Origin of the sequence: Azonexus hydrophilus, assembly GCF_001956855.1 — a bacterium.
GTDB classification, from domain to species: domain Bacteria; phylum Pseudomonadota; class Gammaproteobacteria; order Burkholderiales; family Rhodocyclaceae; genus Azonexus; species Azonexus hydrophilus_A.
The window spans coordinates 44,670-68,517 of the sequence record NZ_MTHD01000007.1 but is presented as its reverse complement, the minus strand read 5'-3'; the positions used below and the strand labels follow the sequence as shown (position 1 = coordinate 68,517).

General features: G+C 62.9%; 25 protein-coding genes. 10 read left to right on the top strand and 15 right to left on the bottom strand.

Annotated elements, in window-relative coordinates; genetic code table 11:
- The first annotated feature begins 6 nt into the window (after positions 1-6).
- The 3 genes from BJN45_RS16590 (at position 7) to BJN45_RS16580 (ending at position 5,349) form a co-directional block, all read left to right on the top strand.
- The gene (locus tag BJN45_RS16590; protein ID WP_076097278.1) at positions 7-1,623 is read left to right on the top strand and encodes an NAD(P)/FAD-dependent oxidoreductase; all 1,617 of its coding nucleotides are present in this window, start codon (positions 7-9) and stop codon (positions 1,621-1,623) included.
- Between the two features lie 178 nt (positions 1,624-1,801).
- Positions 1,802-2,911 (top strand): sensor histidine kinase, encoded by a 1,110-nt coding sequence (locus BJN45_RS16585; protein WP_205750622.1) that lies wholly within the window; start codon positions 1,802-1,804, stop codon positions 2,909-2,911.
- Positions 2,908-5,349 carry a two-component system response regulator gene (locus BJN45_RS16580; RefSeq protein WP_076097274.1) on the top strand — a complete coding sequence of 814 codons (2,442 nt, stop codon included), beginning with the start codon at positions 2,908-2,910 and terminating at the stop codon, positions 5,347-5,349. The genes BJN45_RS16585 and BJN45_RS16580 overlap by 4 nt, the downstream gene beginning before the upstream one ends.
- A gap of 22 nt (positions 5,350-5,371) precedes the next feature.
- Here the strand turns inward: BJN45_RS16580 and BJN45_RS16575 are convergent, their stop codons facing one another.
- A complete protein-coding gene (locus tag BJN45_RS16575) occupies positions 5,372-6,586 on the bottom strand; it encodes an NAD(P)/FAD-dependent oxidoreductase (RefSeq protein ID WP_076097273.1) in 1,215 nt (404 codons plus the stop codon).
- A gap of 110 nt (positions 6,587-6,696) precedes the next feature.
- On the opposite strand from BJN45_RS16575, the gene BJN45_RS16570 reads away from it, so the two are divergent.
- The gene (locus tag BJN45_RS16570) at positions 6,697-8,361 is read left to right on the top strand and encodes a Na/Pi cotransporter family protein (protein WP_076097271.1); all 1,665 of its coding nucleotides are present in this window, start codon (positions 6,697-6,699) and stop codon (positions 8,359-8,361) included.
- Positions 8,362-8,368: 7 nt separating this feature from the next.
- On the opposite strand, the gene BJN45_RS16565 is transcribed toward BJN45_RS16570, so the two are convergent.
- From BJN45_RS16565 to BJN45_RS16535, 7 genes are all read right to left on the bottom strand, one after another.
- Positions 8,369-9,316, bottom strand: coding sequence for an alpha-E domain-containing protein (locus tag BJN45_RS16565; protein WP_076097269.1), 948 nt, complete (start codon positions 9,314-9,316; stop codon positions 8,369-8,371).
- A 3-nt stretch (positions 9,317-9,319) separates the two neighbouring features.
- Positions 9,320-10,732, bottom strand: a complete 1,413-nt coding sequence (locus BJN45_RS16560) for a circularly permuted type 2 ATP-grasp protein (protein ID WP_076097267.1) — start codon at positions 10,730-10,732, stop codon at positions 9,320-9,322.
- A gap of 199 nt (positions 10,733-10,931) precedes the next feature.
- On the bottom strand, positions 10,932-12,113 hold the full coding sequence (locus tag BJN45_RS16555; RefSeq protein WP_076097396.1) for an acetyl-CoA C-acyltransferase family protein: 1,182 nt from the start codon (positions 12,111-12,113) through the stop codon (positions 10,932-10,934).
- A gap of 25 nt (positions 12,114-12,138) precedes the next feature.
- Positions 12,139-13,062, bottom strand: a complete 924-nt coding sequence (locus BJN45_RS16550; protein ID WP_076097266.1) for a CobD/CbiB family protein — start codon at positions 13,060-13,062, stop codon at positions 12,139-12,141.
- A gap of 45 nt (positions 13,063-13,107) precedes the next feature.
- On the bottom strand, positions 13,108-13,695 hold the full coding sequence (locus BJN45_RS16545; RefSeq protein WP_076097264.1) for a CoA pyrophosphatase: 588 nt from the start codon (positions 13,693-13,695) through the stop codon (positions 13,108-13,110).
- Positions 13,692-13,949 (bottom strand): hypothetical protein, encoded by a 258-nt coding sequence (locus BJN45_RS16540; protein ID WP_076097262.1) that lies wholly within the window; start codon positions 13,947-13,949, stop codon positions 13,692-13,694. The genes BJN45_RS16545 and BJN45_RS16540 overlap by 4 nt, the downstream gene beginning before the upstream one ends.
- An 11-nt stretch (positions 13,950-13,960) precedes the next feature.
- Positions 13,961-14,635 carry a retropepsin-like aspartic protease family protein gene (locus tag BJN45_RS16535; RefSeq protein WP_240494603.1) on the bottom strand — a complete coding sequence of 225 codons (675 nt, stop codon included), beginning with the start codon at positions 14,633-14,635 and terminating at the stop codon, positions 13,961-13,963.
- Here BJN45_RS16535 and BJN45_RS16530 point away from each other — a divergent pair.
- Complete coding sequence (locus tag BJN45_RS16530) at positions 14,619-15,332, top strand: type 1 glutamine amidotransferase (RefSeq protein ID WP_076097260.1); 714 nt, start codon at positions 14,619-14,621, stop codon at positions 15,330-15,332. The genes BJN45_RS16535 and BJN45_RS16530 overlap by 17 nt on opposite strands.
- 66 nt (positions 15,333-15,398) lie before the next feature.
- Here BJN45_RS16530 and BJN45_RS16525 read toward each other — a convergent pair whose 3' ends face one another.
- The 6 genes from BJN45_RS16525 to BJN45_RS16500 are packed head-to-tail and all read right to left on the bottom strand — an operon-like array spanning position 15,399 to position 19,808.
- Positions 15,399-15,893 (bottom strand): YajQ family cyclic di-GMP-binding protein, encoded by a 495-nt coding sequence (locus tag BJN45_RS16525; RefSeq protein ID WP_076097258.1) that lies wholly within the window; start codon positions 15,891-15,893, stop codon positions 15,399-15,401.
- Positions 15,894-15,898: 5 nt separating this feature from the next.
- Positions 15,899-16,216, bottom strand: coding sequence for a pyrimidine/purine nucleoside phosphorylase (locus tag BJN45_RS16520; RefSeq protein WP_076097256.1), 318 nt, complete (start codon positions 16,214-16,216; stop codon positions 15,899-15,901).
- Positions 16,217-16,441 (bottom strand): DUF2788 domain-containing protein, encoded by a 225-nt coding sequence (locus BJN45_RS16515; RefSeq protein ID WP_076097254.1) that lies wholly within the window; start codon positions 16,439-16,441, stop codon positions 16,217-16,219. It lies immediately after the preceding gene.
- Between the two features lie 3 nt (positions 16,442-16,444).
- Positions 16,445-17,680, bottom strand: a complete 1,236-nt coding sequence (locus BJN45_RS16510) for an argininosuccinate synthase (protein ID WP_076097252.1) — start codon at positions 17,678-17,680, stop codon at positions 16,445-16,447.
- Positions 17,681-17,712: 32 nt separating this feature from the next.
- The gene (gene argF / locus BJN45_RS16505; RefSeq protein ID WP_076097250.1) at positions 17,713-18,633 is read right to left on the bottom strand and encodes an ornithine carbamoyltransferase; all 921 of its coding nucleotides are present in this window, start codon (positions 18,631-18,633) and stop codon (positions 17,713-17,715) included.
- A 2-nt stretch (positions 18,634-18,635) separates the two neighbouring features.
- Positions 18,636-19,808 (bottom strand): aspartate aminotransferase family protein, encoded by a 1,173-nt coding sequence (locus BJN45_RS16500; RefSeq protein ID WP_076097248.1) that lies wholly within the window; start codon positions 19,806-19,808, stop codon positions 18,636-18,638.
- 137 nt (positions 19,809-19,945) lie between these two features.
- Between BJN45_RS16500 and BJN45_RS16495 the strand changes: the two genes are divergently transcribed.
- Positions 19,946-20,722 carry a ParA family protein gene (locus BJN45_RS16495; protein ID WP_076097246.1) on the top strand — a complete coding sequence of 259 codons (777 nt, stop codon included), beginning with the start codon at positions 19,946-19,948 and terminating at the stop codon, positions 20,720-20,722.
- On the opposite strand, the gene BJN45_RS16490 is transcribed toward BJN45_RS16495, so the two are convergent.
- Positions 20,709-20,939 (bottom strand): hypothetical protein, encoded by a 231-nt coding sequence (locus tag BJN45_RS16490; RefSeq protein ID WP_076097244.1) that lies wholly within the window; start codon positions 20,937-20,939, stop codon positions 20,709-20,711. The two genes, BJN45_RS16495 and BJN45_RS16490, sit on opposite strands and share 14 nt — an antisense overlap.
- A gap of 329 nt (positions 20,940-21,268) precedes the next feature.
- Here BJN45_RS16490 and BJN45_RS16485 point away from each other — a divergent pair, with 329 nt between their 5' ends.
- The 4 genes from BJN45_RS16485 to BJN45_RS16470 all read left to right on the top strand — a co-directional run bounded on the left by BJN45_RS16485 (position 21,269) and on the right by BJN45_RS16470 (position 23,807).
- A complete protein-coding gene (locus BJN45_RS16485) occupies positions 21,269-21,595 on the top strand; it encodes an HvfA family oxazolone/thioamide-modified RiPP metallophore (RefSeq protein ID WP_076097242.1) in 327 nt (108 codons plus the stop codon).
- A gap of 69 nt (positions 21,596-21,664) precedes the next feature.
- Positions 21,665-22,195: a peroxiredoxin-like family protein gene (locus BJN45_RS16480; RefSeq protein ID WP_076097241.1), complete on the top strand. Its 531-nt coding sequence runs from the start codon at positions 21,665-21,667 to the stop codon at positions 22,193-22,195.
- Positions 22,195-23,046 carry an HvfB family MNIO-type RiPP peptide maturase gene (locus BJN45_RS16475; RefSeq protein WP_076097239.1) on the top strand — a complete coding sequence of 284 codons (852 nt, stop codon included), beginning with the start codon at positions 22,195-22,197 and terminating at the stop codon, positions 23,044-23,046. The genes BJN45_RS16480 and BJN45_RS16475 overlap by 1 nt, the downstream gene beginning before the upstream one ends.
- Positions 23,046-23,807 (top strand): HvfC family RiPP maturation protein, encoded by a 762-nt coding sequence (locus tag BJN45_RS16470; RefSeq protein ID WP_076097237.1) that lies wholly within the window; start codon positions 23,046-23,048, stop codon positions 23,805-23,807. The genes BJN45_RS16475 and BJN45_RS16470 overlap by 1 nt, the downstream gene beginning before the upstream one ends.
- Positions 23,808-23,848 lie beyond the last annotated feature (41 nt).

The following is a 23,848-nucleotide window of genomic DNA, read 5'->3' as shown; positions in this document are numbered from 1 at the left end:
TCCGCCATGCTGCGCCTGACCGAACTCAAACTGCCGCTCGATCACACTGCCGACGCATTGCGCCCGGCTATCTGCCAGCGCCTTGGCATTGCCGATACCGAGCTGCTCGATTTCACGATCTTCAAGCGCAGCCACGATGCCCGCAAGAAATCGGCGATCGTGCTGATCTACCAGATCGACGTCACGCTGCGTGACGAAGACGCGGTGCGGGCACGCCTGCACGATGACCGCCATGTCGTGCCGACCCCGGACATGACCTACCGTCATGTCGCCCAGGCGCCGACCGGTCTGCAGATGCGGCCGGTGGTCATCGGCACCGGCCCCTGCGGCCTGCTCGCCGGTCTGCTGCTGGCGCAGATGGGTTTCCGGCCGATCATCCTCGAACGCGGCAAGGCCGTGCGCGAACGGACCAAGGACACCTGGGGCCTGTGGCGCAAGCACGTGCTCGATCCGGAATCGAACGTCCAGTTCGGCGAGGGCGGCGCCGGCACCTTTTCCGACGGCAAGCTGTACAGCCAGATCAAGGACCCGAACTTCCTCGGGCGCAAGGTCATGGCCGAGTTCGTCAAGGCCGGCGCGCCGGAAGAGATCATGTACGTCAGCAAGCCGCACATCGGCACCTTCCGGCTGGTCAAGATGGTCGAGAACATGCGCGCGACGATCACCGGGCTGGGCGGTGAAATCCGCTTCGGCAGCAAGGTCGACCGCATCATCATCGACAATCACCAGGTCCGTGGTGTCGAACTGGCCGGCGGCGAGCAGATTGCCAGCGAACACGTCGTGCTGGCGATCGGCCACAGCGCCCGCGACACCTTCCAGATGCTTTACGAAGCCGGCGTCTATGTCGAAGCCAAGCCATTCGCCATCGGTTTTCGCATCGAACACCCGCAGACGCTGATTGACCACGCCCGCTTCGGTCCCAGCGCCGGCAACGAACTGCTCGGTGCCGCCGATTACAAGCTGGTGCATCATTGCGCCAACGGCCGCGCCGCCTATAGCTTCTGCATGTGTCCGGGCGGCCAGGTGGTCGCCGCCACCTCGGAACCGGGCCGCGTCGTCACCAACGGCATGAGCCAGTATTCGCGCGCCGAACGCAACGCCAATTCGGCGCTGGTGGTCAATGTCGAGCCGGAAGACTTCCCCGGCGATTACCGTAAAAACCCGCTGGCCGGCATCGACTTCCAGCGCCACTGGGAAAGCCAGGCCTTCATCGCCGGCGGCAGCAGCTACGATGCGCCGGCCCAGCGCGTCGGCGATTTCCTCGCCGGCCGGCCGTCGACCGCACTCGGCCAGGTCGATCCGTCCTACCAGCCAGGCGTGCACATGACCGACCTGAGCACCTGCGCGCCGGCCTACGTCATCGACGCATTGCGCGAGGCCATCCCGGCCTTCGACAAGCAGATCCGCGGTTTCGCCATGGCCGACGCGGTGCTCACCGGCGTCGAATCGCGCACCTCATCGCCAATCCGGATCAAGCGCGGCGACGACTTCCAGAGCATCAACACCCGCGGCCTCTACCCGGCCGGCGAAGGCGCCGGTTACGCCGGCGGCATCCTTTCGGCCGGCGTCGATGGCATCAAGGTGGCGGAAGCAGTGGCCAAGGCGATGCTGGCCGGGGCCTGAAGCCCTCGTCGTCCTGGTTTCACCGGTAATCAACCGGAGCAACGACGGCCAGTCGCGGGCGGCTTGCGCAAGTATCGCGCATGCGGCGTGAATCATTTACCGGCAAGCACTGTCCAATCAGTGGCTTTCCCTGTAGCCGCCCCGCCATTCCTGCTGCTCGCCCTGCCAGGAGCTCGCCATGACTGCCGACCCCGCCGACACGCCTTCCACGCCCCTGCGCTCGTCGTGTCCGATCGCCCCCATGCTGCCCGGCAGTCCGCAACTTGGCGAAGACTCCTTTCGCCGGGTGGTCGAGTGGGCACCGAGCGCCATGGTCATGATCGACCCGGAAGGCATCATGGTGCTGGTCAATGCCCAGACTGAACGCATGTTCGACTACGGCCGCGCGGCGCTGATCGGCCAGTCGGTCGAAATCCTGGTGCCGGAGCGCTTCCGCCAGCACCATCGGGGCTTCCGTGCCGGTTACTTCAGCGATCCGCAGCCACGGCCGATGGGCATCGGCCGCGACCTGGCCGGCTGCCGCGCCGATGGCAGCGAATTTCCCATCGAGATCGGGCTGAACCCGATCGCCACCGAAGCCGGCATCATGGTGCTGGCGTCGATCATCGACATCACCGAGCGCCAGCGCGCCCAGCAGCGTCTGGAAGACGCGCTGCGGGAAAAGACCGTGCTGCTCAACGAAGTCCATCACCGGGTCAAGAACAACCTGCAGGTCATCACCAGCCTGCTCAACCTGCAGGCCGACTATGCCGCCGACCCGCGCCTGCGGGCGATCCTGGCCGAGAGCTGCAACCGCGTCAAGGCGATGGCGCTGACCCACCAGCTACTCTACGAACGCAAGGATTTCTCCCGCCTGCAACTGGGTGACTATCTGGAACGCCTGGTCCAGTCGATCCGCGCCAGCTACCGCAGCAGCGGCAACCGCATCGCGCTGCGCCTGGCGCTGCCGGAAGAGGAAGTGCAGCTCGATCTCGAACGTGCGATTCCCTGCGGCCTGCTGTTGAACGAACTGGTCACCAACGCCTACAAGCACGCCTTTCCCGGGGAACGTTGCGGCGAAATCGTCATCGAACTCTGCAAGAAGGCGACTGATCGCATCCGCCTCAGCATCAGCGACAACGGTGTCGGATTGCCGCCGGATGCCGATCTGGCGCAAGGCTCGTCGCTGGGCCTGCAACTGGTCCAGCTGTTTGTCGAACAATTGCACGGCACTGCTGAAATCACGCGCGGAACGGGAACTCGCATGTCGATCAGCTTTCCGCACACCCATCCAAAGGAGGCGCCATGACCGCCCGAATACCGGTCAACCTGATGCTGGTCGAGGATGAACGCATCGTCGCCTTCGACCTGAAACGCCAATTGCAAGGCTTCGGTTACCAGGTCGGCGCCGTGGTCGCCAGTGGTGAGCAGGCAATCGCCCGGGTGGCCGAGGAAAAGCCCGACCTGGTGCTGATGGACATTCACCTCGAAGGCCGCATGGATGGCATCGAGGCCGCCGCTACCATCCGCGCCCGGCACCAGATTCCGGTCGTTTTCCTGACCGCCTATGCCGAGGATGACACCCTGCGCCGGGCCCTCGACAGCCGCCCCTTCGGCTACCTGATCAAGCCCTGCGAGGGGCGCGAACTGCACGCCACGATCCAGATGGCGCTGGCCCGCCGTGAGGATGAAGTCGCCGTCGAACAAAGCGAAGAACGCCTGAAACTCGCCCTCGATGCCGCCTCCCTCGGCGTGCTCGAATGGAACGCCGGCTCCAACCGCCTGAAAGGCGACAGTTACCTGAGCATGCTTTTCGGCCACCAGCCGCAGCCACTGGACGAACCGTGGGACAGCTTCCTCGCCCGTGTCGCCGCAGACGACCGCGAACGCATCAGTACTGCATTGTGCACCACCTTGCGCAGCAGCGAGGCGGTCTGCTTCACTTTCCAGATTGCCGGCAACAGCTCGCCACCCCGGCTGATGGAAGCACACGCCAAGGCCTACGCTGCCGACGGCAACGCCCGGCGGGTGGTCGGCATCCTCCAGGACGTCACCCAGCGCCACCGCAACGAGACCCTGCTGCGCCAGTCCAGCGTCGTCTTCCAGACGACGGCAGAAGCCATCATCATCACCGATGCCGAACGGCGTACCGTTGCTGTCAACAGCGCCTTTTCGCGCATCACCGGATTCAGCGAACAAGCCGCCATCGGCCATGACCCTGACACCCTGTTGCGCACCAAGCCGGCGCTCGACCGCCACAGCAGTTGCCTGCAGGCCAACGGCCCCGGCTTCTGGCAGGGTGAAGTACGCTGCCACCGCCAGGACGGCAAGGCTTTCCCCGCCTGGCAGAGCGTCAGCGTCGTACATGACGGTGCCGGCCGGCTGACCCACTACGTCACTGCTTTTTCCGACGTAACGGCCATATACGAGGCACAGGAACGCTTGCACCACCTGGCCCACCACGACCCGCTGACCGACCTGCCCAACCGTCTGCTGTTCGACGACCGGCTGCGCCTGGCGATCGAGCAGGCGATGCGCAACGAACAGCGCTGCCTGCTGCTGTTCCTCGATCTCGACGGCTTCAAGGTGATCAACGACACGCTCGGTCACGCCGCCGGCGACGAACTGCTGCGCATCGTCGGCGAACGCCTGCGCAAGCTGCTGCGCAGCAGCGACACCATCGCCCGCCTGGGCGGTGATGAGTTCGTCATCCTGGCCGGCAGCATCAATCCGGAATATGCCGCCCAGCTGGCGCAAAAGATCCTCGAACAGCTACGCCTGCCGGTTCGGCTCGGCAACGAGCAACTGGCTGTGACCGGCAGCATCGGCATTGCCGTCTACCCGGATAATGGTGCCACCAGCCAGGAATTGATGCGCGCCGCCGACATGGCCATGTACACGGCCAAGTCCGAGGGCCGCAACCGCTACCACTTTTTCGCCAACGACATGGCTGAGCGGGCGCAACAGCGCATGGAGGTCGAACAGGGATTGCGCCGAGCGCTGGTCACCGATGCCCTGCGGGTGCATTACCAGCCACGCGTCGATCTCACCAGCCGCAGGATCGTCGGCGTCGAGGCCCTGGTCCGCTGGCAACACCCGGAACACGGCCTCATTTTCCCGACCAGCTTCATCGGCATCGCCGAGGAATGTGGCCTGATCGAACCACTCGGTCGTTGGGTACTGCAGCACGCCTGCGTTGAGATGCGACCCTTCGTTGCCGCACTGCCGGCGGGCGTGGACTTCCATCTGGCGGTCAATGTCTCGGCCCGCCAGTTCCTCGGCAGCGATTTCATTGCCATCCTGCACGACGTACTCGCGGAAACCGGATTTCCGGAACAAGCCCTGGAACTGGAGATCACCGAGAGCACACTGCAGGCAACCGAACGCAGCCTGTCCGTACTGCATGCACTGGAAAATCTGGGGGTCGCCGTCAGCATCGACGACTTCGGTACCGGTTATTCCTCGCTCAGCGTACTGCGTGACCTGCCGATCCAGCGCATCAAGATTGACCGTTCCTTCATCGTCGGCCTGCCGGAAAGCGAAAATCAGCGCGCCGTGGTCGAAGCCATCGTCGCACTCAGCCGGGCGATGCACATGTCGATCACCGTCGAGGGCATCGAACATGCCGCCCAAGCCGAGGTGCTGGAAAAACTTGGCTGCCAGGAAGGCCAGGGCTATCTGTTCTCCCGCCCGATCCCCCACGCCGAACTGCTCCGGCTGTTGGCCAGCGGCCTGCCGCCCCGTTGAACCCCATGCACAGCCGGCACCTTCACGCGAACTGCCCGGCAACCCAGCCCGACGACCAGGCCCACTGGAAATTGTAGCCACCCAGCCAGCCGGTGACATCGACAACTTCACCGATGAAGTAGAGGCAGGGCACTTCCCGGGCTCCCATGGTCTTTGACGACAATGCTGCGGTCGACACGCCGCCGAGGGTAATTTCCGCCTTGGCGAAACCCAGCGTGCCCGCCGGCATCAGCGACCAGGCATTGAGCTGGCTGGCGATATGTTCGAGGTCGCGGCGGCCGAGTTCGCCGATCGGCCGGTTGACGGCCTTGTCGCCGCCGACCAGCGCACACCATTCGTGGGCGAAACGCCGGGGCAGATGTTCGGCCAGCAGGTTGGGCAGATGAATGCGGCCCTGGCGCTGCTGTTCCAGCCAGTCACCGGCGTCGATGCCGGGCAGCAGGTCGATCTCCACCGGCAGCTTCTTGCCGCTGCGATATTCCTGCATCTGCCAGTAACTGGAAATCTGCAGGATGGCCGGGCCGGACAGGCCGCGGTGGGTGATCAGCACGTTTTCGCGGAAGGCCGCCGTGGCGAAACTGGCGCTGGCATCGAGCGTGGCGCCGGCCATCGGCTTCAGCGGTTCGAGCAGTTCCGGCGCCAGCGCCAGCGGCACCAGCGCCGGTCGCGGCGGCACCACGGGAATGGCGAACTGTTCGGCCAATTGATAACCGAAGGGCGAAGCGCCGATTTTCGGGATCGCCAGGCCACCGGTGGCAACGACCAGCGACTGGCTGCGGAAGGCGCCCTGGTCGGTGAGCACCTGCCAAGGCAGCGCCGCGTCATTGGCCAAGCGTTCGACGCCCTGCACCGCACACGGCATCGCCCAGCGCACGCCGGCATCCTCGCAGGCATCGCGCAGCATGGCGATGATCTCTTCGGCCGAATCGTTGCAGAACAATTGACCGTGTTCGCGCTCGTGATAGGCAATGCGACGCTTGTCCAGCATCGCGATGAAGTCATGCTGGGTGAAACGGGCCAGTGCCGAACGGCAGAAATGCGGGTTCTGCGACAGGTAGTTGTCGGCGCTGACGGTCCGGTTGGTGAAATTGCAGCGACCGCCACCGGAAATGCGGATGCGCTCGCCCAGCTTTTCGGCATGATCGACCAGCAGCACGCGCCGCCCCCGGGCGCCGGCCTGGGCGGCACACATCATGCCGGCGGCACCGGCACCGATGATGATCACGTCAAATTGCATGGCACGTCGCTTCGCTCGGCATCAGGCGGCGGATTCTAACATCGGTGGCAATGCTTGACGGCGGGGACATCTGGCGCCACGCTATGGGCAGACAAACAGTATGGTGCGTTATGGACGGAATCAACCTGCCCGCGATGCTTGGCGGCATCGGCCTCTTCCTGCTCGGCATGACGATGATGACCGACGGGCTGAAGCTGGCGCTGGGCCCTTCGCTGGCGCGCCTGCTCCATGCATGGACTTCGACCCGGCTGCGCGGCCTGCTGTTTGGTATCTTTTCGACGGCGCTGGTGCAATCGTCGACGGCGATCACCGTGGCCACCATCGGTTTCGTCAATGCCGGTTTGCTGCCGCTGGGACAATCGCTGTGGGTGTTCTTCGGCTCCAACGTGGGCACCACCTTCACCGGCTGGCTGGTCGCCGTCATCGGTTTCAAGCTCAAACTCGAAGCGGCGGCACTGCCCCTGATCGGCATCGGCATCATGCTGCGCATTTCCGGTGCGGAAACCCGGCGCGGCGCAATCGGCAACGCCATCGGCGGCTTTGGCGTGCTGTTTCTCGGCATCGGCTTCCTGCAGCAGGCATTTGCCGGCGGCGGCAGCGGGCTCGACCTGAGCGTGCTATCCGGGCACGGGATCTTGTCGATCCTTGCCTTCGTGCTGGCTGGCATCCTGCTGACCGTGGTCATGCAGGCCTCCGCTGCAGTACTGGCCATCGTGCTGACCTTGGCGGAAGCTGGTGTACTGCCGATGAACGAGGCCGCAGCAGCAGTCATCGGCGCCAATATCGGCACCACGGCAACCGCCCTGCTCGCCGCCATTGGCGCCACACCCAACGCACGCCGGGCCGCCACCGCCCATGTCATGTTCAATTTATTGACCGGCATCGTCGCCCTGCTGTTGCTGCCGGCACTACTGACGCTCATCGGCATGCTACGCGACTGGCTGGAGCTGGGTTCCCAGCCGGCGGTCAGCCTGGCCTTGTTCCATACCCTCTTCAACCTGCTTGGCGTGGTGCTGATGTGGCCGCTGACGGAACGTCTTGCCCGTTTTCTCCAGGGCCGTTTCCGCACCCAGGAAGAGGAAATCGGCCAACCACGCTATATCGACCGCAACGTCGGCGCGGTGCCTGCTCTTGCGGTCGACGCGCTGCATCGTGAAATTTCCCGTCTGGGCAACATCGTTCTCGATACCGTACGCCGGCGCGCCACGCCCGATGGCGATGGCCCGTCCGCCTGGCCGAAAGTCGATCCCTTCCAGCCGCTGGCACGGGCCATCGTCGATTTCGTCACCGAGGTAAATCGGCATCCGATGCCGCAGGACACCGCGCGCAATCTTGCCTCGCTGCTACGCGTTCATCGCTATTACGATACCTGCCACGAACTGAGTGCCGAACTCGGCAGGATTCATACCGCCCTGCCGACCATTGCTGACGCGGCACTGGACGACGAAGCCCGGGCGCTGGCGCATCAGGCGGTTGGCCTGCTTGAACAGCTGGATCCGCTGCTGCCGGATTTCCGGCTACCGGACGCCGAGCGACTTGCCAGCTTCGAGCTGGACTATCACGCGCTCAAGGCCAGGCTGCTGGAAGCCGGCGCCGCCGGGACGATCAACATCGACAGCATGGACGAAGTGATGAGCGGATTCAGTGCCCTGCGCCGCCTGGTCGAGCAGGCCCACAAGGCGGCAGCACTGCTCGATACGCTGAGCCCGGTACCACTGGGCGCGCCCGTCTCCAGCCAGGAAACCGGCGAAGACGGGCTGATCAGGGCAAGCTGAACCGGACTCAGGCCGCCTCGCTCATCGGGACCAGGAAGTCCTTGCTGATGCCGTCGCCGATCAGGTAGATGCAATCCATGAAGTCGGTCAGCCACTCGTGCAGGCCTTCCTTCAGGATGTCCTCGATGCGGCCGTAGCGCAGTTGCGAATAGAGTTGCCCGGCCCGCCGCAGGGTTTCGCCGGAATGGCTGTTGGCGACCAGTTCGATGTTCTTGACCACACCGTTGAGACAGAATCGCAGCGAACGCGGCATGTCGCTGTGCAGGATCAGCAGATCCGCGACCCGCTCCGGCGTAATCACGTCGCGATAGACCTTGCGATAGACCTCAAAACCGGAAAGCGAGCGCAACAAGGCGCCCCACTGGTAGAAATCGGTCGCCCCTTCATCGCCATGCGGGCGCAGCACATGGTATTTGACGTCGAGGATGCGTGCCGTGTTGTCGGCGCGTTCGAGCAGCGTACCGAGACGGATGAAGTGGAAGGCCTCGTCCTGCAGCAGCGTCCCGAGCGTGGTTCCGCGCGACAGTGAGGAACGCAGCTTGACCCATTCGCAGTAGTCGCCGATGCCGGCATTGACGATCTGCTCGAAACTCTTTTCCCGGGCTTCCAGCCAGGTCGCGTTCATCGTTTCCCACATTTCCGTGGTTAGCGTGCCGCGTACCGCGTGCGCATTCTCGCGCGCCAGGCGCAGGCAGCTGTGAATCGACGCGTAGTTGTCATGGTCGCTGACCATGAAACGCAGCACATTTTCCCCGTTGACCGCAGAATACTTGGCGGCATAGGCTTCTTCCAGGCTGTTCAGGGCAATGATCGCGGCCCAGCTCTGGTTGGCGGCTTCCTCGGATTGCGGCACCAGCGACATCTGCCAGGTGACGTCGAGCAGGCGGGCAAGGTTTTCGGCGCGCTCGATATAGCGCGACATCCAGAACAGGTGATCGGCAGTTCGGCTCAGCATGGCTTAATCCTCCAGAACCCAAGTGTCTTTGGTACCGCCGCCCTGCGACGAATTGACGACCAGCGAGCCCTTGGTCAGGGCAACACGGGTCAGGCCGCCCGGGACCATGTCCACGCACTTGCCCGATGACAGCACGAAGGGCCGCAGGTCGAGGTGGCGTGGGGCGATGCCCTCCTCGACAAAAGTCGGGCAGTTGGACAGCGCCAGCGTCGGCTGGGCGATGTAGCCTTCCGGCTTGGCGATCAGCAAATGGCGGAAATGCTCGATCTGTTCCTTGGTCGAGGCCGGGCCAACCAGCATGCCGTAGCCGCCGGCACCATGCACTTCCTTGACCACCAACTCCGACAGGTGATCAAGCACGTAGGCCAGGTCATCCTTCTTGCGACACATGTAAGTCGGCACGTTGTTCAGGATCGGCGCTTCGTCGAGGTAGAAACGGATCATGTCCGGCACATACGGGTAGATCGACTTGTCGTCGGCGACACCGGTACCGATGGCGTTCGACAGCGTCACGTTGCCGGCCTGGTAGGCCTTCAGGATACCCGGCACGCCAAGCGCGGAATCGGCGCGGAAGGCCAGCGGGTCCATGAAATCGTCGTCGATCCGGCGATAGATGACATCAACGCGCTGCGGCCCCTGCGTCGTGCGCATGTAAACCGTTTCGTTCTTGACGAAGAGATCGCGCCCCTCGACCAGTTCGACGCCCATCTGCTGGGCCAGAAAACTGTGTTCGAAATAGGCGCTGTTGTAGGCGCCCGGCGTCAGCACGACGACGGTCGGATCTGTAATCCCCTGCGGCGCAACGGCACGCAGCTTTTCCAGCAGCATGTCCGGGTAGTGCTGCACCGGCGCCACCTTGTGCCGGGCGAACAGTTCGGGGAAAAGCCGCATCATCATCTTGCGGTCTTCGAGCATGTACGAGACACCGGACGGCACGCGCAGATTGTCTTCCAGCACGTAGAACTCACCCTCACCGGCACGCACGATGTCCACGCCGGCGATGTGCGCATAGACACCACCCGGCACATCGACGCCATGCATCACCGCGCGGTACTGGGCATTGTTCAGCACCTGCTCGGCCGGAATCTTGCCAGCCTTGAGGATTTCCTGGTCGTGATAGATGTCCCACAGGAACATGTTGAGCGCCTTGACCCGCTGGCGCATGCCGCGTTCCAGCGATTTCCATTCCTTCGACGGAATGATGCGCGGAACGATATCGAAGGGGATCAGCCGCTCTTTTCCGGCTTCCTCGCCGTAGACCGCAAAAGTGATGCCGACCCGGTGAAAGGCCAGATCGGCCTCGGCACGCTTGCGCTCGATACGCTCCGGCGGCGTTGCCGTCAGCCATGCCTCATAACCCTTGTAGTGCTCCCTGACCCCGCCGTTGGCGTCGTACATCTCGTTATAGAAGTTCATTTTGGACTCGTCACTGAGGATGCTCTCGAATGGAATTCAGCAGATTCCGTGCCACGCCCCAAATGCACATTGAATCAGCGAATTAGCAAAACGTGTTTTAGGCCACCGCCCCATTGTGGTGCCAAATGAATTCATGCTGGTGCAAATAAAAAACCCGCCGGATCGCTCCGGCGGGTTTTTGGCGGATGTCGTACAAGGATCAGGCGCGTTCGAGGATGACTGCGATCCCCTGACCGCCACCGATACACATGGTGACCAGCGCGTATTTGCCGGCAACACGCTCCAGTTCGTAGAGCGCCTTGGTGGCGATGAAGGCACCGGAGCAGCCGACCGGGTGGCCGAGAGCGATGGCACCGCCGTTCGGGTTGGTCTTGGCCGGATCGAGGCCGAGCACCTTGGACACCGACAGTGCCTGGGCAGCGAAAGCTTCGTTGGACTCGATGACGTCCATCTGATCCAGCGTCAGGCCGGCCTTCTTCAGCGCCAGCTTGGTCGCCGGGATCGGACCTTCGCCCATGATGTCGTTCGGCACGCCGGCAACAGCGTAACCGGCGATACGGGCACGGGCCTTGTAACCGGCCTTGGCAGCGACATCGGCAGCAGCCAGCACGAAGAAGGCTGCGCCGTCATTGATGCCGGAAGCGTTACCGGCGGTGACGGTACCGTCCTTCTTGAAAGCCGGCTTCATCTTGGCCAGCGATTCCAGCGTGGTGCCAGCCTTGACGTATTCGTCGGTGTCGAAAACCACTTCGCCCTTGCGGGTCTGCTTGACGATCGGCACGATCTGCGACTTGAAATGGCCGGCCGCGATGGCAGCAGCAGCACGACGCTGCGACTCGACGGCAAATTCGTCCTGCGCTTCGCGGGTGATGCCGTGCTTGGCAGCCAGGTTTTCCGCAGTGATGCCCATGTGGCCAACGCCGAACGGGTCGGTCAGGACAGCAACCATCGAGTCGATTGCCTTGGTATCACCCATGCGGGCACCGGAACGCAGTGCCGGCAGCAGGTAGGCGGCCTTGGACATGACTTCGACACCGCCGCCGATACCGTAGTCGGCATCGTTCAGCATGATGTTCTGGGCGGTGGTGACGATGCCCTGCAGGCCGGAGGCACACAGGCGGGAAACCTGCATGGCGACGGACTCCATCGGCAGACCGGCCTGGATGGAAGCAACACGGGAAGCGTAGGCGTAGCGGGAATCGGTCGGCATCGTGGTGCCGACGGTAACGTAGTTGATCTGCTGGGGATCGACACCGGAGCGCGCCACGGCTTCCTTCATCACGATACCGGCCAGTTCGCTGGTATCGAAGTCGGCCAGGGAACCGCCAAAGGAACCGATGGGGGAACGAACCGCGCTCAGAACGACAACTTCTCTGCTCATGTAGAACTCCTCGTAAAAATTTTTATCAACCTGCCAGGCTGGCAAGCCCCAACAAAAAGAGCAACAACATCCACAGCACCGTGGCCCGCCATACCAGGCCGACGGCACTTTGCATGAAATCAACATCGGCTGGATCGCCCAGCCCCAGATCGGCGCGATCAGAAACCTCGCCTTCATCCACGACCGAGCCGCCCAGCTGGACGCCCAGCGCACCAGCGCCGCTCGCCAGGACGATGCCAAGATCGCGATCCGGCCACATCGCCGGCTGGGTACGCCAGCAATGAACGGCATCCTCGAAATCGCCGACGACGGCAAAGGCGGCTGCGGTTGTGCGCAGCGGCAACCAGTCGATGATACCGAAAACGCGCCGGGCGAACGCCGGGAATTCATTGTGCTCCGCCGGACTGTCTGCTGTCCAGCGATCGCGGACGATCAGCGCCAGCCGGTAGAGCAGCGCACCGCACGGTCCCGGCAGCAGGATGAACCAGAGCAGCACGGCGAAAACGTGGCGATGTGAAGCCCCCAGCGCTCCCTCGATGGACAGGCGGGCGACTTCCCGGGCGCTCATGCCCTGGGTCGAGCGATCCTGCCACTCAGCCAGCAACAGGCGGGCCCGATCGAGATCGCCGAGGCGCAGTGCCAGCTGGATTTCGGTGTAATGGTGGCTGAACTGGCGAAAACCCATGGTCAGGTAGAGCACACCGACATTGAGCACCCAGCCGAGCAGCGGATTCAGCGTATGCAGTGCCAGGTAAAGCAGGCCGAGCAGGACGACCGGCAGGGCGACGGCCACCAGCCAGCCGGCGATACCATGGTGCCGCCCGCCGGCATTGAACCGCGATTCGACGAATCCGGCCCAGGCGCCGAGTGGCTCTGCCACGATGCGACGATAGTCCAGCGGCTTGAATTGCTCGATCAGGAAAACGGCGATCAACGAAAAAAGACTCATGGGGGTAGAAGTACCGCTGGCAGCGGTTTGTTCTTGGCTAGGACATCAAGATACCACAAGCCTTTCGGTCAGCGAACGGATCATGCCGGCAGTTGCCCCCCAGATGAAATAATCGCCGTAAGGCATCGCGAAATAGTGGCGCAGCGCCCCCCGCAGATGCACCGAATGCCGCTGGTGATTCGATTGATCGAGCAGGAAGGAGAGCGGCACCTCGAAAACCTCGGCGACCTCGAAGGGATCGGGCCGCAGGTCGAACGGCGGGGTCACCACGCCGACCACCGGCACGACACGAAAGCCGGTGCCTGTACGGTATTCGGGCAGGTAACCAAGGACCTCGACATGATTGCGGGTCAGGCCGATTTCCTCTTCGGTCTCACGCAGTGCAGTATCGAGCGGTGTAGCATCGGTTTCCTCGACGCGGCCGCCAGGAAAACTGACCTGCCCGGCATGATCGCGCAGGTGCGCAGTCCGCTGGGTGAGCAGGACCGTGTAGCCATTGTCGCGGAGGACAATGGGAAACAGCACGGCGGCAGCGGTCAGGGCGCCACTGCCGGCGCCATCCTCGATCACTGCCTCGCCATCGGGCGGGGCCGCCAGCAGACAATGCCGCAGGCGATCCAGATCGATGCTCATGCTGCCGCCGAACCCTCCTCGATCTCGGCATGGACCGCCGACAGCGCATCCTGCAGCGTTTCCTCGGACAGACAGTTGATCGTCGTGGCGACGACATCGGCGGCCTCGACGGCACCCACCGGCAAGCGCTTGCTGTCCAGCGAGGCGATCAGCGCGGCACTGGCCCCGACGACGCGCAGCAGGAACTGCCGTTCGCGCATCAGCATTTCCAGTTCTTCACGCAAAAGTGCGATTTCCTGATCCCGTTGCGGCATTCTTCTCTCTCCTAAAAGCGCTTTTTCAGCGTCATGGTATTGCCGTCGCGCTGCATTTCCATCCGGTTCAGGAAGCTCATGCCCAGCAGGGCAATGGGCATGTCCGTCTGATGGATCACTGCATCGACCTGATGCAGGGTAACACCGCCGACGCGTACGTTGTCGAGTTGTATCTTGCTCACCACGACCTGCCCGTTGGCAGTCTGCGACATGCCCTTCTGGCCGCGATTGAAATCCAGCCCCATGCGCCGCGCATCGCTGGCGCCCAGCGAAATCATGCTGGCCCCGGTATCGACCAGGAAACGCACGGAAACCCCGTTGATCACTCCGGTCGTGAAAAAATGTCCCTGGCCGTCGGCATTCAACACCAGTTTGTCCGCGCCGCCCTCGGGAATCACGCCGACCGCATGCTGGCCGACGCGTAGCGGCCGCTTGCGACCACCGATTTCAATGATCACCTGATCGCCCTGCACCGCCACGACCTTGACCCCATCCACCGTGCTGCCCTGCGGCACCGAACGGGGAGGGGCGCCGTTGATCATCAGCAGCGCCTTGCTGCCGATGATGCCGGCCAGACCGACTTCCTGCGCACCCAAACCGAGGGAAAACAGAAAACACAGGCTACCCAGCGTAAAATTGACGCCTGTTTTCCGAAGCCGAGCCAAAGCCATGAAGCCTGTTGCCATCTTTCGCCACTCCCCCACAGAAGGTCCGGGCTATTTTGCCATATTCCTTGAGCAGCAAGGCATTCCATGGACCCTGATCGCCATCGACGAAGGCCAGGCGGCACCGGCGACGGCGGCGGATTATTCCGGCCTGTGCTTCATGGGCGGGCCGATGAGCGTCAATGATCCGCTGCCATGGATCGATCCGGTCTGTGCCCTGATCCGCGACGCCACCGGGCGCGGCATCCCGGTGATCGGTCACTGCCTGGGCGGCCAGTTGATCAGCAAGGCACTCGGCGGCCAGGTGACGAAGAACCCGGTCAAGGAAATCGGCTGGGGCAAAGCACTGGCCGAGGACCATGAAATCGCCCGACACTGGCTCGGCGAACTGGCGGGCAAGGCCGGCACCGTCTTCCAGTGGCATGGCGAGACCTTCAGCATCCCGCCCGGGGCAACACGGCTGTTTGCCAACGGCTACTGCGCCAACCAGATGTATGTACTCGGCCCCAACCTCGGCATGCAATGTCACGTCGAGATGACCCCGGAAATGATCGCCACCTGGTGCGAGCAGTGGGCCGACGAAGCCCTGTCCGTCGCCGACCAGCCAAGCGCGCAGACGCCGGAACAGATGCTCGGGGAACTCGGCGAACGCCTGCCGGTCATGCGCCAGTTGTCGGAACAGCTTTATTCGGTGTGGATCGGCGGCCTGCAGCGCTGACCCGGGAACGAAAGCAAAAAGGCAGCCGCGGCTGCCTTTTTGTCATTTTGTTGCGGTCGACCGCAATCAATCGCGGAAATTGCCGTACTTGATCGGGAAGTCGGTGATCGTCTTCTTGACCAGCGCGATGCACTCCTGCAGATCGTCGCGCTTGGCGCCCTGAACACGCACTTCATCGCCCTGGATCGAGGCTTGGACCTTGAGCTTGGCATCCTTGATCATCTTCACGATCTTCTTCGCCATCTCGCTCTCGATGCCGTTCTTGATCTTCAGTTCCTGCTTGACCTTGTTGCCGGACACCTTCTGCACCGGCTGGTGATCCAGGCGCTTGGTGCTCTCGGCTTCCTTCTTCTCCATGCCGGGGAAGAGGATGTCCTTGATCTGGTCGAGCTGGAAATCTGAATCGCCGTGCAGCGTGATGACCTTGTCCTTCTCGTTCAACTCGACCTTGGCCGAGGTGCCCTTGAAGTCATAACGGTTGTCGATCTGACGGATGGTGATGTCGACAGCGTTCTTCAACGCCACCATGTCCGCTTCGGAGGTGAAGTCAAAGCTCGGCATGGCGATTATCCAAAGTGGCAGACGTAATGGTAGGCATCGCCTTCGGCGACGGAAATCTCGAAGGAAGAGTTGCCCGGCACGTTGAAGGACTGGCCTTCGCCCCAGGTCGTCCACTCGGACTCGCCCTTGAGCTTGACGCGGCACGAACCGCCGACGCCTTCCATGATTTCCGGCGCGCCGGTATTGAAGGTCAGGCTGGACGGCAGGATCACGCCGACGGTTTTCTTCGTACCATCAGCCAGGACGACGGTGTGGCTGACGCACTTGCCATCGAAATAAACATTGGCCTTCTTGACCACGGAAACGTTGTCGTATTGCGACATTTAAATACCCCAGAGTTTCTGAATGACGGATTTGGCGATGAAGCCGACCATGCCGAACGCCAGCACGAAGAAGAGCACGAAGGTGCCCGTCTTGCCGGCTTTCGACTTCCAGGCGATCTCGCCGATGATGAACAGCATGAACAGGATGAAGGCGCCAACACCCCAGGTTGAGCCGAAATCTGCAATCTGCTCCTCGGTCAGGCCGAACAGGGTGCCACCTTCCATGACTTAGCCCTGCCCCTTCTTCGCCTTCAGGTTGGCGGCGATGCGCATGCGCAGCGCGTTCAGCTTGATGAAGCCGCCCGCATCCTTCTGGTCGTAGGCACCGGCATCGTCCTCGAAGGTGGCGATGGTCGAGTCGAACAGCGAATCCGTCTTCGAGTCGCGGCCGACAACGATGACATTGCCCTTGTACAGCTTCAGGCGCACCGAACCATTGACCGTCTGCTGCGTGAAGTCGATCAGCGCCTGCAGTGCCAGGCGCTCCGGGCTCCACCAGTAACCGTTGTAGATCATGCTGGCGTAACGCGGCATCAGGTCGTCCTTGAGGTGGGCGACTTCGCGGTCGAGCGTGATCGATTCGATGGCGCGGTGGGCGCGCAACAGGATCGTTCCACCCGGGGTTTCGTAGCAGCCGCGCGACTTCATGCCGACGTAGCGATTCTCGACCAGGTCGAGACGGCCGATGCCGTGCTTGCCGCCGAGTTCGTTGAGCTTGGCGAGCAGCTCATGTGCCTTCATTGCCTGGCCATTGATGGCAACCAGATCGCCCTTGGCGAATTCCAGATCGAGGTATTCAGCCTGGTCCGGTGCAGCTTCCGGCGACACCGTCCAGCGCCACATGCTTTCCTCGGCTTCGGCCGCCGGGTCTTCCAGGTGGCGACCTTCGAAGGAGATGTGCAGCAGGTTGGCGTCCATCGAATACGGCGAACCGCCCTGCTTGTGCTTCATCTCGATCGGAATGCCGTTGGTTTCGGCATAGGCCAGCAGCTTCTCGCGCGACAGCAGATCCCATTCGCGCCACGGTGCGATGACCTTGACGCCCGGCTTCAGCGCGTAGGCGCCGAGTTCGAAACGGACCTGGTCGTTGCCCTTGCCGGTGGCGCCGTGCGAAATGGCATCGCCGCCGGTCAGGTTGGCGATCTCGATCAGGCGCTTGGCGATCAGCGGCCGGGCAATCGAGGTGCCGAGCAGGTATTCGCCTTCATAGACGGTGTTGGCGCGGAACATCGGGAAGACGAAATCGCGGACGAATTCCTCGCGCAGGTCGTCGATGAAAATGTTTTCCGGCTTGATGCCGAACTGCAGCGCCTTGGCGCGCGCCGGCTCAAGCTCTTCACCCTGGCCGAGGTCGGCGGTAAAGGTGACCACTTCGCACTGGTAGGTATCCTGCAACCACTTCAGGATGACCGAGGTATCCAGACCGCCCGAATAGGCGAGAACCACTTTCTTGACGTCGCTCATTTGTTTTTCCAATTACGTTTTGACAATGCCGATCAGACCTTGAGACGGCCGAGCAGCAGGTATTCCATCAAAGCCTTCTGGACATGCAAGCGGTTCTCCGCTTCGTCCCAGACCACCGATTGCGGCCCGTCGATCACCTCGGCGGTGACTTCCTCGCCGCGATGCGCCGGCAGGCAGTGCATGAACAGCGCACCCGCGTTGGCCACGTGCATCATGTCACCATCGACACACCAGTCGGCAAAAGCCTTCAGGCGTTCTTCGTTCTCGGCCTCGAAACCCATCGACGTCCACACGTCGGTGGTCACCAGGTCGGCGCCGCGGCAGGCGTCCATCGGATCGGCAAACTGTTCGAAATTGGCCGTGCCGTACAGGCCGGCGCGTTCCGGTTCGACTTCATAGCCCGGCGGCGTCGACACATGGACGTTGAAGTCCAGCACTTCGGCGGCCTGCAGCCAGGTATTGCACATGTTGTTCGAATCGCCGACCCAGGCCACGGTCCTGCCCTGGATGCTGCCGCGATGCTCGATGTAGGTGTAGATATCGGCGAGGATCTGGCATGGATGATATTCGTTGGTCAGGCCGTTGATCACCGGCACCCGCGAATTGGCGGCGAAGCGCTCGATGATGTCCTGCTCGAAGGTGCGGATCATCACCAGGTCGCTCATGCGCGAGATGACCTGGGCGGCGTCCTCGACCGGCTCGCCGCGACCGAGTTGCGAATCGCGGGTGTTCAGGTAGATCGCCGAACCGCCCAGCTGATGCATGCCGGCCTCGAACGACAGGCGCGTACGCGTACTCGCCTTCTCGAAGATCATCACCAGCGTGCGATCCGAAAGCGGCCAGTATTTCTGGTAGGACTTGAACTGGTCCTTGATCCAGCGCGTGCGCTGGAACAGGTAGTCATACTCCTCGCGGGTGAAATCCTTGAATTGCAGATAGTGTTTGATGCTCATGCTCAGCCCGCCAGGAAAGCCTTGATCAGCGGCGTGCTGCGGTCAACCAGCTCGCGTGCGTCATTTTCGCTGAAATTGAGGGAGGGCAGCAGACGTACCACCTTGTCACCGGTAACGTTGATCAGCAGGCCGGCAGCCAGCGCCTTGCCCACCAGTTCACCACACGGCCGGTCGAGCTCGATGCCGATCATCAGACCGTGACCGCGGATTTCGACGACACCTGGCGTCGCCGCGAGCGCCTCGGCAAACAACTGGCGGATCAGCGCACCGATGCGCTCGGCGTTGGCCAGCAGGCCCTCTTCCTCGATGCATTCGATGGTCGTCAGCGCCGCCGTGCAGGCCAGCGGATTGCCGCCGAAGGTCGAACCGTGGTTACCCGGACCGAACAGGCCGGCCGCCTTGCCGCTGGCCATGCAGGCACCGATCGGCACACCGGAGCCAAGGCCCTTGGCCAGCGTCGCGATGTCCGGCCGGATGCCGGCGATCTGGTAACCGAACCAGTTGCCGGTCCGCGCCATGCCGCACTGCACTTCGTCGCAGATCAGCAGCAGGCCGTGCTCGTCGCAGAACTGGCGCAGTGCCTTCTGGTAATCGATCGAAGCCAGGTAGATGCCGCCCTCGCCCTGGATGATTTCCAGCATGACGGCAACAATGTTCTTGTTGTGGTCAACCACCGCCTTGATGGCGTCGAGGTCGTTGTAGGGAACGCGCACGAAGCCCGAGACCAGCGGCTCGAAGCCGGCCTGCGCCTTGCGGTTGCCGGTGGCCGACAGGGTCGCCATGGTACGGCCATGGAAGGCCTTTTCCATGACGATGATGGTCGGGTTCTCGATACCCTTCTTGTGGCCGTAGAAACGCGCCAGCTTGATTGCCGCCTCGTTGGCTTCGCAACCGGAATTGCAGAAGAAGACTTCCTCCATCCCGGACAGCGCGCACAGCTTGTCGGCCAGTAGTTCCTGGCCGGTCATCCCGTAGAGATTGGACGTGTGCAGCATGCGGCCGGCCTGCGCGGCGATCGCGGCGACCAGTTTCGGATGGGCATGACCCAGGGTATTGACCGCGATCCCGGACAGCGCATCCAGATACTCGCGCCCTTCGGTATCGGTGATCCGGCTGCCTTTGCCGTGGCTGAAAGCCACCGGTAGCCGGGCATAGGTATTCATGACATGCGACATGAGGCAACCCCATAAAACGAAAACGGCGGCCACCGCCGCCGGAACGATTGCGACCCGAACCGAAGAAATATCCGGAAAGAGTTGCAGAAAGCTGAATGTTAAGTGAAAAATAGCGCCTTGTATAGAACGGCAAAACCATGCGAATCGCCATATTCAACCAGAAAGGCGGCGTCGGAAAGACGACGACCGCACTCAATCTCGGGGCCGCCCTGAACCGCTCGGGCAATCCGCCGCTGCTGATCGATCTCGATCCGCAGGGACACCTGTCGAGCATTCATGGCAAGGCGCCGCTGGATGCCAACCAGAGTCTCTTCTCGTTTTTCCAGGAACAGCACACGCTGCGCGAACTGGAAGTCGACTGGGAGCACATCGGCCGACTCATTCCCGCTCACCAGCAATTGATCAAGGTCGATTCGATCTTCGGCAAGGGGCCGGCGATCCTCAACAAGCTGCGCCACGGACTCGATGCCCTCGAGGAATCCCAGCCCGACCGCCAGTGCCTGATCGACTGCTGTCCCTACATCGGCGTGCTGGCGCTCAACGCCATCTTTGCCTGCGACTGCCTGATCATCCCGGTATCCACCGACTACCTGTCGCTGCAGGCCGCCGATCACATCACGCGGACGCTGCAGGTGCTCGAACCGGTGATGAAACGCCGGGTCAACCGATATTACCTGCTGACCCGCTTCGACCGCCGGCGCCGGATGAGCGACGACGTACGCAACAAGCTGCGCGAGCGCTACGGTGACGATGTGCTCGACACCGTGATTTCAGAAAATGTCACTGTGGCAGAAAGCCCGTCGCTGAACCAGGATGTATTCCGGCACAACGCCGGCAGCACCGGCGCGCACGACTACCGCAACCTGCTCGGCGAGTTGGTCGAGCGTGGCAGCCTGCCGGTCACGATGCGCTGATCAGGTCCACCACATCCTCGTAATTGACCGTTCCCAGGCGCCCGTTCATGGTGACCTGCTGATGAACGCATTCCAGGACTTCGCAGTAGTTGTATATCTGCGCCACCTTGCGCCGCGCCTCGGCTTCATCCCGACCATAGAACGACAGGTGTTCGACGATCACACCGTTGCGCGTCCGGATCCGGAACAGATATTTGCTTATTGTGCCAGCCAGCATAAAACCCCCGCAAGATCAAAGCAGTAGAACGAGTATATGTAGGCGTTTCGAGAAATACAATCCATCTGCATGAGCCGACACGCAAAACATCGGCACAACATGCACTGGAATGAACCCGGCAGCGAGGTTTGAACCCCTGCTGAAAAGTGCGGTCTCTCCTGCGTTGACAGCGAAAACGGGATGAAAGCCCGGCTGGCACGCCACCAGTTGAAAATTTTTGTAAGTTTTCGCCGAACCTGCCGACCAAGCAATCAGGAAACCCGGGTGCGCGCACCCGGATTCCCCGGACTGCCACCGGCAGACCACCTCAACCCTGATGGAGAATCGACATGAAAAAACAGAATTTTGCTTCCCTGGCCGCCGCCTCTGCCTTCGCTGCCGTTGCCCTGACCCCGGTGGCCAACGCCGCCGACAATCCCTTCTCCGCCAGCCAGCTGCAGGCGGGTTACCAGTTGGCGCAGGCCGACACCAAGGGTACCGACGGCAAGTGCGGGGCCAAGAAATCCGACGCCAAGTGTGGCGCCGACAAGAAAGCGGATGCCAAGTGCGGTGCGGACAAGAAGGCCGATGCCAAATGTGGTGCCGACAAGAAGGCCGATGCCAAATGCGGCGCTGACAAGAAGTCGGCTGACGGCAAGTGCGGCGCCGCCAAGTAATCCGAAGCGACTGATCCGGCAAGGCGCGGGGCCGGAATCCGCGCCACACCAACCCTAGGATATCCGAGCATGCCTTCCCTGATGCCCCGCCAGCCGGTTCCCGCGCTGGCCGTCGAATCGCTGTCCGGCAACGGCCTGCAGCTCCGCTCCGGCCAGGCCGGAAATTTCAGCCTGGTCGTTTTCTACCGTGGCTACCACTGCCCGCTGTGCCGCGCCTACCTGACCGAACTCAACCGCCTGGCCGACGACTTCGGCCAGCGCGGCGTCGAGCTGCTGGTGTTGTCTTCCGACACGCAGGAGCGGGCGCAACTGGCCGCCAGCGAATGGTCGCTCGGCCGCCTCGACCTTGGCTACGGCCTGAGCATCGAGCAGGCCCGCGCCTGGGGCCTGTACGTTTCCACCGGCCGCGGCCTGACCTCGACCGGCGTCGAGGAGCCGGCGCTGTTCTCCGAACCCGGCATCTACCTGGCACGCCCCGACCTGACGCTGTACTGGGGCAGCGTCCAGACCATGCCCTTCGCCCGGCCGCATTTCGCCGACATGCTCGGCGCCATCGATTTCGTGCTGGCCAAGAACTACCCGGCACGCGGCGAAGCCTGATGCAAGCCGGTCGCCCGCCCCGCGACGCCGGGCTCGGTTTCCGGCGCGAACTGATCGGCGAATTGCAGGCCGGCGTGCCCGAATGCATTTCGTTCTTCGAAGTCGCGCCGGAAAACTGGGCTGGCATGGGCGGCCGTTCGGCCCGCGAACTGCGCGCTTTCAGCGAGCGCCATCCCTTCGTCTGCCACGGCCTGTCGCTGTCGCTGGGCGGCATCGCGCCGCTCGACACCGCCTTGCTGCGGCGTATCCGGCAGTTCATGGGCGAGCACGGCATGACGCTGTACACCGAGCACCTGTCCTGGTGCGCCGACGACAGCCAGCTCTACGACCTGCTGCCGATTCCGCTCAGCGAAAAAGCGCTGAAATGGACGGTCGACCGCATCAGTCAGGCCCAGGACATCCTCGGCCTGCGCATCGGCATCGAAAACGCCTCGTACTACGCGGCACCTCCGGGCGCCGAGATGGCGGAAAGCGAATTCATCACGCGCATTGTGCACGACGCCGACTGCCTGCTCCATCTCGACGTCAACAACATCCACGTCAACAGCCGCAACTTCGGCTTTGACGCGGTCGAATTCCTGGATGCGCTGCCGCTGGACCGCACCTGTTACGTGCATGTCGCCGGCCACTGGGTCGAAGCCGACGGGCTGTGCATCGACACCCATGGCGCCGATGTCATCGACCCGGTCTGGCAACTGCTGACGACCGCCTGCGAGCGGATCGGCGGCGACGTGCCGATCTGCCTCGAACGCGATTTCAATATTCCCGATCTGCAGGCGTTGACCGCAGAAGTCGAGCAGATTGTCCGCATCCAGGCCGCGGCGCCCAGCGCCCGCCGGAAAGCCGCGTGATGAATCAGCCCGCCCCCGATTTCCAGGACTTCCAGCGCGCCTTCGCCCGCCACCTGCGCGATCCGCACCACGCGCCACGCCCGCCCGGCATCCCGGCCCGGCGCGCGGCGATCTACGGCGAGTTGCTGTTCAACAACATCTGCGGCTTTCTCGACAAATGCTTCCCGGTCAGCCGGGCGGTACTCGGCGAGCCACGCTGGCGCCGCCTGAACCGCACCTTCTACCGCGACTGGCCGTTGCATACGCCGTGGTTTCGCGACATTCCGCGCGAATTCGTCCGCTACCTGGAGACGGCTGAAATCGCCACACCGCGTCCCGCCTGGCTGAGCGAACTGGCCCGCTACGAATGGGCGGAACTTGCGGTCGACATCATGGAAACGGCAATTCCCGAGCACGATCCGCAGGGCGACCTGCTGCGCGGCGTGCCGCTGCTCAACCCGGCCCGGCTTGATCTCGCCTGCGCCTGGCCGGTCCAGCGCATCGGCCCCGACTACCGGCCGCGCCAGACGCAAGCCACGCACCTCGTCGTCTATCGCGACCGTAGCGAATGCGTGCGTTTCAGTGAAATCAGCCCGGTCACCGCCAGCCTGCTGGCGCGGCTGGAAGAAAACCGAGAGTCACAGGCCAGCGGCGAAGAGATCCTGCTGGCGCTGGCCGACGCCCTGCGCCACCCGGCGCCGCAGACGCTGGTGGATTTCGGCCGTGCCGTGCTCGACGACCTACGGCAACAGGAAATCATTCTCGGCAGCCAGACCCTGTAAGGTTTTCGCCCCCTCCGCCGACCAAGGTTTGCAAGCCCCAC